At 38.6% G+C, this 11,735-nt stretch carries 10 protein-coding genes; 6 read left to right on the plus strand and 4 right to left on the minus strand.

All coding sequences use genetic code 11. From position 1 onward, the window contains the following. Window positions 1-428: 428 nt before the first annotated feature. Genes LZF95_RS04285 through LZF95_RS04295 form a run of 3 tightly spaced genes read left to right on the plus strand, consistent with a single transcriptional unit; the run spans window position 429 to window position 2,449 of the window. Window positions 429-605 (plus strand): hypothetical protein, encoded by a 177-nt coding sequence (locus LZF95_RS04285; protein WP_233753757.1) that lies wholly within the window; start codon window positions 429-431, stop codon window positions 603-605. Window positions 606-633: 28 nt separating this feature from the next. Continuing rightward, window positions 634-1,278 carry a hypothetical protein gene (locus LZF95_RS04290; RefSeq protein ID WP_233753758.1) on the plus strand — a complete coding sequence of 215 codons (645 nt, stop codon included), beginning with the start codon at window positions 634-636 and terminating at the stop codon, window positions 1,276-1,278. Between the two features lie 43 nt (window positions 1,279-1,321). After that, window positions 1,322-2,449: an HNH endonuclease gene (locus LZF95_RS04295; protein WP_233753759.1), complete on the plus strand. Its 1,128-nt coding sequence runs from the start codon at window positions 1,322-1,324 to the stop codon at window positions 2,447-2,449. 203 nt (window positions 2,450-2,652) lie between these two features. Here LZF95_RS04295 and qatD read toward each other — a convergent pair whose 3' ends face one another. The 4 genes from qatD to LZF95_RS04315 are packed head-to-tail and all read right to left on the minus strand — an operon-like array spanning window position 2,653 to window position 7,475. Then, window positions 2,653-3,393 (minus strand): Qat anti-phage system TatD family nuclease QatD, encoded by a 741-nt coding sequence (gene qatD / locus LZF95_RS04300; RefSeq protein ID WP_233753760.1) that lies wholly within the window; start codon window positions 3,391-3,393, stop codon window positions 2,653-2,655. Between the two features lie 4 nt (window positions 3,394-3,397). Further along, window positions 3,398-4,738, minus strand: a complete 1,341-nt coding sequence (gene qatC, locus LZF95_RS04305; protein ID WP_233753761.1) for a Qat anti-phage system QueC-like protein QatC — start codon at window positions 4,736-4,738, stop codon at window positions 3,398-3,400. After that, complete coding sequence (qatB, locus tag LZF95_RS04310; protein WP_233753762.1) at window positions 4,735-5,640, minus strand: Qat anti-phage system associated protein QatB; 906 nt, start codon at window positions 5,638-5,640, stop codon at window positions 4,735-4,737. Before qatB ends, qatC begins: the two co-directional genes overlap by 4 nt. Before the next feature lie 2 nt (window positions 5,641-5,642). Beyond that, complete coding sequence (locus LZF95_RS04315; protein ID WP_233753763.1) at window positions 5,643-7,475, minus strand: P-loop NTPase fold protein; 1,833 nt, start codon at window positions 7,473-7,475, stop codon at window positions 5,643-5,645. Window positions 7,476-8,423: 948 nt separating this feature from the next. Between LZF95_RS04315 and LZF95_RS04320 the strand changes: the two genes are divergently transcribed. Genes LZF95_RS04320 through LZF95_RS04330 form a run of 3 tightly spaced genes read left to right on the plus strand, consistent with a single transcriptional unit; the run spans window position 8,424 to window position 11,728 of the window. Beyond that, entirely contained in the window at window positions 8,424-8,990 is a 567-nt protein-coding gene (locus LZF95_RS04320; protein WP_233753764.1) for a restriction endonuclease subunit S, read from the plus strand. Next, window positions 8,987-10,516, plus strand: a complete 1,530-nt coding sequence (locus tag LZF95_RS04325) for a type I restriction-modification system subunit M (RefSeq protein WP_233753765.1) — start codon at window positions 8,987-8,989, stop codon at window positions 10,514-10,516. Before LZF95_RS04320 ends, LZF95_RS04325 begins: the two co-directional genes overlap by 4 nt. A 3-nt stretch (window positions 10,517-10,519) precedes the next feature. Then, the gene (locus LZF95_RS04330) at window positions 10,520-11,728 is read left to right on the plus strand and encodes a restriction endonuclease subunit S (protein WP_233753766.1); all 1,209 of its coding nucleotides are present in this window, start codon (window positions 10,520-10,522) and stop codon (window positions 11,726-11,728) included. Window positions 11,729-11,735 lie beyond the last annotated feature (7 nt).

The raw sequence follows: 11,735 nt of genomic DNA on the forward strand, positions 1-11,735 counted from the left end.
AAAATAGACAGTCTTTCTTTGAACATCAGAAATAGCTAAACTATATTTACTAACTGGTGCACCCTTGTTGCCATTAGTGGCGCATTCCTGTTTTCCATTTTTGGTGCATTGTCAGTTACCGACTACAACTTTCTATATTTCCGAATAAAATAAAACACCTGATTTTTTGTTTATCTTACTGAAACCGGATATTTAACTTTCCAAAAAAAGCAATCTATCAAAAAGGATGGTACTAAAAGTAAACTATCCGTAAACCATTATATTGAGACATAAAAATCTTGATTGACCAATCCAGAAAGCCGGAATAGTCTGGAGTAGAGGTATGTGATCAGTGAGGAGGGGAAGAGGGTGATTTAAAATTTATGCGAAAAACGTAAAAATTGAACCAGTTTTTGCTATTTTGTATTACAGATAAAAAGGAGGTAAAAATGAGTGATAAGGATTTTGCGAAATTGATGGAGATTGCCAAGGAAAGTATTGAGGCAGCAAAGACCATGTCCAAGAAGGAGGCTATAGCCTCCTTGAACCGTGCGGGTATCCTAACCAAGAAAGGAGAATTCACTAAACATTATCCTGCATTAAAGGCACATTCCAAAAGGAAATAGACGATTTTAAAACTAACCTGATTTTTTAATGTATGATGTAAGGCCTAATTTTATTATTGGATTTCATGGGTGCGAGAAATCTGATAGAGACAAATTGATTAATCATCCGAATGAAATACTCATTTCGAAAAACCCATATGACTGGCTAGGGAATGGAATGTATTTTTGGGAGAATAATTATACCCGAGCCTTGCTTTGGGCAGAAGAAAAAAAGAAAAATGGCAAGATAAAAAACCCATCTGTTCTCGGGGCGGTCATCCACTTAGGCTATTGTTGTGATTTTCTCGATTCTAAGTATATCAGGCTAATTCAACATCACTATACCGGATTCAAAGATTTATACGATATTCTTGGAGATGAACTTCCGAAAAACAGGAATGTAAATAGTGATTCAAACAAGAACTTACTGCTTAGGGAATTAGATTGTGCTGTGATAGAATTCATGCATCAATCGATTTTTGAAACTTGGGATGAAGAAATTGAAGTTGAAGGAAATAGTTCTACTAAAAATTTCGATACTACCAGAGGTGTCTTTACAGAGGGTGGGCCCGCCTTTGAAGGAGCAGGGCTTTTTGAAAAAAGCCATATTCAAGTATGTGTTCGTAATCCAAATTGTATTAAAGGGTTTTTCACCCCAAGGGAAGAAATTGAATTTCCAATTATTGAGAAGTGAAAAATTGCGCTTCTAGTCTTAAACCAAATCAGTGAACTATACCATGAATCAACAGATCCATACATTTTTTTCACAGGAAACGGCATTAAATGAATTTTTGAAATTATACGAGATTCAAAATATAGTAAAGCCTCTAAATTCTACACAAAGAGGCATGAAACCCAAAAAAGATAGAATATGTAGATTTTGCGCAGCATCAAATGAAAGCAGCACTTTCAGAAATGATGCGCATCTAATCCCTAACTTTCTTGGTAACAAACACTTAGTTTCCGACTTTGAATGCGACAAGTGCAATATGCTGTTTAGTACATTTGAAAACGATTTCGCTAATTGGTTAGGAATATCAAGATCTATTCACGGAACTATTGGAAAAAAAGGAAAGTCTAAATACAAATCGACAGACGGTGTAAACGCAAACCCAAACTTTACAGAAAACTCGCAAGACAAATACAATGTATTATTAAATTCAGATAAAAGTTTTATAGAATTCGACTCTGAAACTTCTAAAAACACAATTAACTATAAGAAGCAACCATATATTCCAATTAATGTTTACAAATCATTATTAAAAATTGCTCTTTCCATCATACCAGAAACAGAAGCTCCAAATTACATTTATACTATAAAAAATCTTATTACTTCAACCAAGGAAAATATCTTAACACAATTTGCTCAGTTCATTCATTGCACGGGATTGCCAATTTATCAAAATGAAGAAAAGCTGGCATGTTACCTATTTAGCAGAAAAGATATTACAGAGAAAGCACCTTTTCATATTTTTACAATTCACTATGAAAATATATTTATATCAATCCCCATTCCTCTTCATTTAGGAGATTGTAAAAACGGATTATATAATTCAGGAATAAATTTCATGTTCCCTCCACCTATATATCTATCCCCGCTTACTCAGGATCAACCCCTCCAAACAAAAATGACAAATCTATCTTCCACTGAGAAAAATACTAATGATTATGGATACATCGAATTTCAAACACCAACTATTAATCAAGACTTAATGTACTATGATCCCAAAACAGGCAAATCTGGAAAAGCAGATTTTAAACCAGAAGAAATAAGAGGTGTATTAATTGTAGACGCTAATAAAAAGCTTACCATGGAAGAGCTACAACAATTAGCTGATAAAGCAGTAGGAAAACAGAGTAAATAAGTTGATCATTAATCGTCCCTGAGTGGGTAAAAGCAGATAACTGGAAGATTTAGTTAATTAATAATACTGCTTTGTTCTGTATTAATCATATGTAGCCTCACTTTCCAAATTAGCTCTCTTAGACAATGATTAGAAAAATTCTCTCCCAACTTTAATCCTTCCTTTTATAGAAGTGCCGTTTTTTAAATGATTATATAGAAGTTCTAATTACCCGACAATAAAGACTTAAAATTATTAAAAAACACTGATGCCTCTATTTCCTCAGCATTCACGATATTTTTTTTTATTCGTATAATCTCATTAATAGTAATTTTTGAATTCAGAGGTGTGAATGGAACATTCTCTAAGACTGTAAAAGGACCATCAGACTCCAAGAGAATTCTGTCGAGGGGTAAAGCTCCGATAATCTTTTTACCATTGACCGATTGGGTCATGTTATAATTTATCGAAAAGTAAAAACCATAAGATAAGGCAGTCTCGAGATCTTTAAGGGAACCTGAATACCAGTGAAGTATTATCTTTCCAGGAAAATTATTCCCGATCATCGAAATTAGTTGTTTTTCAGCTCTACGGGAATGTATTGTCAAAATCTTATTGCCATCTTCTGCACAAATATTTAGTATTGAACTAAATATATCCTTCTGATCCTTAAAATCCTGTGATGCCTTTCGAAGATTATCTAAACCAATTTCTCCAATATATCTAGATCGGTCGATTAATTCGCGAAACACTGAAAGCTGGCTTTTGTACTGTGAGGCCAGTTCAGGGTGAAACCCCAAAGCTGGCCTAATAAATTTAAATCCTTCGCACAACTTTTCAGTGTGACTGAATAGTTTTGGAAGATTTGTAACAGCAATTGTGTATATTTTCATCTCCTCCAATCTTTGCAGTAAACCAAGATTATCCTCAACTAAGTCCAAATGAAAATGAGTGTCAAAAAGCATGTAGCTAACTATTTAAAAAGTCTTTAACCTCGTTCATCCCGCGTACATAGACAGAAATGTATTCATCCAGTGATGTACTGTTTTCATAGGGTATTGGGCCTGACCTGCTGATCTGTAAAGCTAACGAATGTCGGGCAGACATCCCATCAAGTTTTTCTAGGGCCATTTTGAATGCGCGATAGTCGGCACCTTTTTTAGTTTTCTGTGAAGGAGGCTCTCTCCTTACGTCCTCAAGAGCATAGTCAGTAGAGATTTCGCCGAACTTCTTTTCAGCCGACTGCCTGATAATACATGGCACACAGTAGCCGCAATTTAAACCTGGTGCTTTTCCTGTGTAACGGCTGTTTTCAGGGTGAGAGCAGGATATTGTTTCCTTCGAATGCAGCGCCAAAAATTCTCCATCCCTACACTCCACCATCATCTGTCCTTTGGTTTTAAACCTATAAGGATTAATGATTATATTGAAAATCCCGAGCGCTGGAAAAATGTGGTTAAGGCCATCCACAAAATATGGATGGGTCGTTCTTGTACTATGACTGCTCAAGCGGGTCTTTGTCAAAGGAATGTTTAACGAAATAAGACCATTTTCAGGAAGTATTAGCGGAATGTCATTCCCTAACGAATTGGCCATAGCCAGTCCTAGGCAAATGAATAGCAATGACCTTGCTCTTGAGGAGTTTTCTTTTTGCGCATCACTATTTTTCTGATTTGGTTGCACATAAAAACGACTGGAGCTGAATTTGTCGGCTCCGAATTTAGTTATCAGTCCTTGAAGAATTTTTTCTTGCGTACTGCTTTCAGTACCTGTTTTATAATGGCTCACAAAGTATGGCTTTTCATTTCCGCTACTCAGAAGATCAATGGCTCCGATGAAAGAATCCAGGCCACCCGATAAAAGGCTGACTTTTGTAAATCCTCCAGCATTTCTTTGTTCAGAAATCTCTACCTCCCGATCATCAGCATGTTTTCTGAAATTGAAAACCCATTTATCCCCACTTAAAAATCCTATATAATTTTCGAGGGGCTCCTTTACACTGTTCCAGGCATCGATATCATGTACAACAAGATAAACAACCATATGCCTACTCCAGCCTTGAAAACCGTTCATGCTCCTGGAAACAACCTGATCAATAGTATATAGGCCAAGAGCAAAGTTCAAAACGTCATACATCGAATTGTTCAATACCAGTCCCACTCTGTCTAGTTCATTCAGGATCGAGGAACGCAACATTTTGTTCTCATCACCCTGGTCCAAAGAAACAACCACTGGCATTTTCCCTTCAGGCAATCCTAACTCTAGTACTTCAGCCTGTTTGACCTTCACTATTATGTGTATAGTACTCATATTTCCAATAAAGAATAAGCAGTGGAAAAAATATCTTCTATAATTTTTGATGTCGATACATCTTGCAAGCTACTCGTTTCAATAGTAACTGACCTATATTGCTCTGTCGTCTCCGCATAGATTAAGTCTTTCACGGAACACTCAAGTTCCACGGCCTCCTGCACAGTTATATTCCCCTTCTCTATGGTACTGCCCAACTCATACATCCATTTGCTGAATATATAATTACTTACATATTCTATCAATGTTTCCTTCACAAGCTCGGAAGTTAGGTTCTCCAATGAATTGATATCATTTTCATCCATTTTCATATACAGCGTATCAAGGGTAGAAATCATAGCGTCTCTTGCAATCGCCTCATCATTTGTAGAACCCACTGGTGCCAGCACATTTGCAATGGCCATGCAAGTCTCTTCCGTCGATTTCCCTATAAAATCTGACAACCCAAGGCTATCCAATGTTTCGGCAAAGCCACGTGAAGACAACGATCCGAGGAAAGAGGCATAAGTACTACCTACCCTGATTCCCTTAGAGGCGGCTTTAGTTGCCGACTTTGATCCTCCCAAACTACCAACGTATTTTTTACCAGCTTTTCTGAATGAAGCACCTCCTGTATTGTTAGACATGCGCGTCATCGCCCCTTTAGCACTCCCCCAGTTTCGCGAGACGCTTTCTGTTGCGGGAGCTTCCGGCACAGGTGCAGGCGTAGCATTATCATTGACAGGTTGATTTTGGTCTTCGGGGGAGCGTTCAGGTGCAATATCAGAGCTGTCAAACGGCGGAGGTTCTGGTAAGGGTGCATCAGGATTTGGATCGGGAGCAGGTAAATCGTCATCGTTATACCAGGGCGGCAAAAGTGGCGGTGAGCCTTTAGGCCCGCCGTTTGAAGCGGAAGTTCCCATAACTATTTTTCTATTTTTGTCTTCGCCAGATTTGACAGTCTTTTATTTTCTGAACCTGACCATTTTTTCAGGAGTGTTTTTAGCTGCTGAGGATGTGATGTTTTTAATAATCCTTCCGCCATCGTTACCGTTGTCAATGGCAGGGTCTTTTCATTTACTTTACTTAGAAAAGTGATTAGTTGGGAAATGAGCTCAGGTTTTAATCTGCATAATTCGATTAACATTTTAAGGGGAGCTGTATTTTCCTTAGAACTTTCACCCTGTCGAATTTTCTGTGTCAAGGCCTCAAAAACTGAAGCCGCTTCGCTGCCTGAAACCGCTGAAATCGTCTTTAGTGTGTTGTTTTGAATAGTTTGAGACTCACTCAAAAGACCTTGAAGTACTTCTTGGGCTTTTGGTGTCATTCTCTGCAGGTTAACTGCGGTTATCCCCAGTTTCTCTCGAGAGAAATAGAAGTAGGGCTGGAGGTTTTCTCCGGAGAGCTTCGGTTCGCTTTTTACCCAATCTGAAAGCCATAAATCCTCCAGTAAAAGTTTTTGTTCTTCGTTCAGCCCCGTTTGCTCTCCTTCTTTTAGATCAAAATGTTCCAGAGGCGCCAATAGTGTAAGCAATCCATTATTTTTGGCCTGAAAATCATGGAAACTGCTAAATGTTTCCGGTTTAAAATACTCTAAGAGCATCAATTTGGCCAACATCCTTCTTTTAAGAGTCATTCCTTTGGAGCCCCCCATCTGCATTCGGATCAATAGGGTGTTAAGAAAACGTTTCGTTTGTCTTGGATTACCATTTAAACCTCTGCTCAAGACTGGCACTACTTGTGAGCAAAGCGCAATCGCATCTACAAATTCGTTATCAGGGGAGGCGAAAAAATCATTCAAGTTAGTTTGGTCAAACATAAAATCGAAGCCTTTGGCCTGTTTGGCTAGAATTACCTCACTCCTCATTTTTTCAAACAATTCGTCATCGACATATAACTTGGCGAATAGAAGGTTGATGTACGTGGTCATTTCAACAGTATTCAGCTCTGGTATGCGAATTGGAAACTGGATGAGTTTCTCCAAATAATCACGCCCGACTTCCATATTATCACCCGGAACCTCAGGAAATCTTCTTTTGACAGAGTATTTGATCAGTCGCTCATCCGCTCCTATCACGAAGGCAGTATTTTTTGTAAACAAAAACAACTTGATGGCTTCCAGCGTCCCAATTACCGTATCGGGGGAACAGCGGTCTAGATCGTCAATGAGTACGATTATCTTCGCTATCTTTGTTTCACTGATGAGATCTTCAAAGTTTTTATGGAATTCCTGGATATTACTCCGGAGTGTATCATCCGGATCACCTTCTTTTTTCTCCTGTTTGGCCTTAATGTAGCTTTCATAGTCCACATCTTTTAGCTTGGCAATCGCTTCTGTTGCAGCAATGCTTAATGAGCCCAATGGACCCATTGTGGCATACGCAATTGCATGTTTCGAAGCAGTCCCTGCGGCTTTTATCCAATCAATACGCTTTAAAAGTTTTGCAGCAGATTTTAATGCCTTCTCTGTAAAGGTTCGCTTTGCGATAATTTCATCTACGATACTTGCCATCAATACCGTCTTCGCATCCTCATAACCTTCAAAAAGCCACCCATTAAATCTAATTACCAAAACGTCTTTATTATCTTCATAGTGATGTTCGACCATTTTCATTAAACTCGATTTTCCACTACCCCAGTCACCGTAAATACCTATACTACACGGCAAAAGATCTGGATTATCTATTATACCCGTTACAGCATTTAATAAATGACTATAATCAATATAGTCTGATAGCGATTCATTGTCACTCCACATACTTAATATTTATACTTTATGATAAATCCCACTAATAATAGGTCATGTCGTTACTGGGAGGAACTTTAAATTCCTCACCCATCCTTTACCTATTTGAAATTGGCATGGCTTGGGTTTCTAAATTTAAACGAGACACAAGGATACTATAAAAGTTGGCGTAGTTCCAGGATTCTGGGAGTCTCAGTGCTTGAGAGCCGCAGGCGATAAAGAACAGTCACAAGAAAAGGAATAAAATGATACCAGCACATACCCTATACAGGGTATTTTTTGGGGAAATGGGAGGAAATGTGAGGGAATTGCGGTGTTTTTTACTCGATCTGAAGAATTATCTTCGTCTCACCGCATCCTTTTTCTGACAAAAACAGAAGGTGAGGTTCATGATCTGTTGTGGGGTGATTGGATTAACTCCTTTAGGTGTAGTCAAAATGCTCGTTCTGACTTAGTGGGATTTGTAAATCCACCTAGTTAAAACTCTTTCATCTCTACTCTAAGACGATACTATTGACGTAAAAAGGTGACTTCCCTGCCAATTAATGTCAAAATGAACCAAACCACATCACGTAAACCACACACTTTAAGCAATTTACCCTATGTTTATACTTCACAAAACCCAAACTAAAATGCCAAATTTCGTAGTAAACAATGTCGCCCAACCCAATGGCGACCATGAAGTTCATCAAACTGGGTGTGACTATTTCCCAAGTAATTATCGGGATCTAGGCTGGCATCCAATATGCAGAACAGCAGTCGCCGAAGCAAAAAAAATCTATAGTAAAAGCAATGGGTGTTTTCATTGCAGTAATGATTGTCACACCACCTGATCGGACAATAAGGAGTTAAGCTTATTGACTCCTTAATATTTTTTTTGAAAACATCTACAATAATTTTTACTTGTTATCACAGGATATTAAACTACCTTTATTAAAATTTGAAACTCACTACAAATAAATGAAGGTAAAATTAGGTGATATCACCCAATTACAATTTGGCCTATATACCAAACCAGCGGATGAAGGAAATGCTGCCTATCTACAGGCAAAGCATTTTGATGAGTGGGGCAATCAGTCGGAACAGATAGACACTTTCGCTCTAATCGATCAAAAAAATGAATCCCATCTATTAGAAGATGGAGATGTCATCCTGGTGGGAAAAGGAATGAGAAACTTCGCATGGACTTATCAGAAAGACTTTGGTCCTGCCATTGCCTCCTCTATCTTCTTTGTGATCAAAGTAGATCAATCAAGAGTGATTCCTGATTTCCTTACTACTTTATTTAATATGCCTCAAACACAGGCATACTTTCTTACTTTGGGAGCAGGTAGCTCCATCCCTTCTATTCGAAAATCAGAACTGGAAGCTTTTTCTTTTATACTTCCATCGATGGAACTACAGCAAAAAGCCATTGACATTAAACAGTTACATTATAAAGACATGGATCTATCCCTAAAAATCATTGCAGAAAAGCAAAAAGTATATCAAGCCGTCATTAAAAATATTATCTCTCAAAAAGCATGAGTAAAAAAGCAATTACACAAAGCGAAATCAACAACATAGTCTGGAAGGCATGTGACACGTTCAGGGGTGTAATTGATCCTTCCCAGTACAAGGATTACATCCTCACCATGCTTTTCGTAAAGTACGTATCGGATGTGTGGAAGGACAAAAAGAACTTCTATGCAGAAAAATATAATGGTGATGAAATCCGTATGCAGCGAGCGTTGAGAAACGAGCGCTTCCAATTACCTGATACCTGCACCTTCGATTACCTCTTTGAAAATCGCAATGCTGCCAATGTGGGTGAGCTGATCAACACTGCGCTTGAAAGTTTGGAAGACGCCAACCGCAGCAAGTTGGAGCGAGTGTTTCGAAACATTGATTTCAACTCAGAAGCCAACCTTGGGCAAACCAAAGACCGTAACAGAAGACTCAAAAACCTCTTAGTTGACTTTTCAGCTTTAGACTTGCAACCCTCCCATTTGGAGGACAATGATGTGATCGGGGATGCCTATGAGTACCTGATTGAAAAATTTGCCAGTGATGCAGGAAAGAAAGCAGGAGAATTTTATACCCCTGCACAGGTATCTAAACTATTAGCCAAGTTGCTCAATCCGCAACCCGGTGACAGAATAATTGATCCTACCTGCGGTTCGGGGTCTCTACTTATTAAACTATCCAAACAGGTAGGTAGCAAGAACTTCTCGCTTTACGGACAGGAAATCAACGGAAGCACCTGGGCACTCGCTCGTATGAACATGTTCCTACATGAGATTGATGATGCTACCATAGAATGGGGCGACACACTCAACAATCCTAAGTTATTAGAAAATGACAGCCTACTCAAAGGAAACATTGTAGGAGCAAACCCTCCATTTTCGCTCGATAAATGGGGAGCAGATGTTGCCATGGTTGACCAGTTTACCCGATTCCATAGAGGTGTACCCCCCAAAAGCAAAGGTGATTACGCTTTTATCTCTCACATGATCGAGTCTACATACCACGATACAGGTCGTGTAGGTGTAATACTCCCTCACGGCGTACTATTTAGGGGAAGCAGTGAAGGTAAAATCAGACAACAGCTCATTGAAGAAAACCTATTAGAGGCGGTAATTGGACTACCTGCCAACCTCTTCTTCGGCACAGGTATTCCTGCCACCATTTTGATATTCAACCGAGCTAAAGGAGACAACAAGGATATTCTCTTCATAGATGCCAGCCAAGGTTATGAATCAGGCACTAACCAAAACCGCTTGCGTGACAAGGACATTGAGAAAGTGGTGAACATGTATAGGGTTTTTCAAACCGCAACACCATTAACCACCAAAGAAGGTGTAGTTCTGGAGGAAAAATTTGCCTATCGTGCAACTATTCAAGAAGTGGAGGAAAACGAGTACAACCTGAATATTCCTCGCTATGTGGACACTTTTGAGGAAGATGAAGTAGTGGACATTCCTGCAACTCAACGGAATATTACAGTATTGAAAAAGGAATTAGTGACAGTTGAGCAGCAAATGGATACTTACTTAAAGGAATTAGGGTATTAAGTTATGGAGGAAAAAGAAGGATATAGACTTACAAATATTGGCTTAATTCCATCGGATTGGGATACTATTCGCTTAGGCGAATTGTTGGATTATGAGCAACCCACAAAGTATATAACTAAGGATATTGATGCTCAGAACGGTATCCCCGTACTTACCTCCAACAAATCTTTCGTGTTGGGGTATTCTAGCGAAACTAATGGCGTGTTTAGGAAAACCCCAATCATTTTATTTGACGATTTTACGACTGACAGGAAGTATGTTGATTTTCCCTTTAAAATAAGAAGTTCAGCAACTAAAATTCTTAAGCCGAACAGACAGGGTTTGAATTTGAAATATATTTTCAGTGCATTTGATACAGTAAAATTTCAAGCCGAAGACCATAAACGATACTGGATTTCTGAGTTCCAATATCTAAAAGTTCCATTCCCCCCTGATGCTGAACAAAACAGAATTGTTGATATTTTAATTACATGGGAAAAGGCAATTGACAAGAAAGAATTACTTCTTAATGAATTGCTAACAAGAAGAAAAGGTATTGAAATAGGTTTATTTAAAGGTGAAATAAGGTTTCAGCAATTTCATCAGAATGAAGACAAGATAAGTACATACTTGGGCGACATTCCTTCTGACTGGAATTTAAAACCAATTTCAGAAATAGTTCAAAAAGTTAAAAAACCATTCACTCCTGAACCAGAAAGACTTTACAGAGAAATTGGCATTCGTTCTCACTGCAAGGGTATATTTCATAAAATGGAAGTAACCGGAGCAAGCTTGGGTGACAAGTCAGTTTTCTGGATTCAACCAGATTGCTTTGTGGTCAACATCGTATTTGCATGGGAACATGCCATTGCGAAAACCACAGAAGCAGAAGTAGGTATGATTGCCTCGCATCGCTTCCCAATGTATAAGCCTAAGAAAGGAGTTCTTGATTTGGACTACCTATTATACTACTTCAAAACAGCCAGAGGAAAGCACCTTTTAGGCTTAGCCTCTCCAGGCGGAGCAGGACGTAACAAAACCTTGGGTCAAGGAGAATTTGCCAAGCTAAAAATCCCAGTTCCTTCATTAGCTGAGCAGAAAAGAATTGTATCGGTACTATCTGAAGCCGATAGAGAAATTGAACTATTGAAGCAGCAAATAGCTACCCTCAAAGAACAAAAGAAAGGCTTAATGCAAAAGCTGTTGACGGGATCAATTAGGGTTAGAGTTTAAAATATTT

This window comes from Algoriphagus sp. AGSA1, from assembly GCF_021390545.1.
Taxonomy (GTDB): Bacteria; Bacteroidota; Bacteroidia; order Cytophagales; family Cyclobacteriaceae; genus Algoriphagus.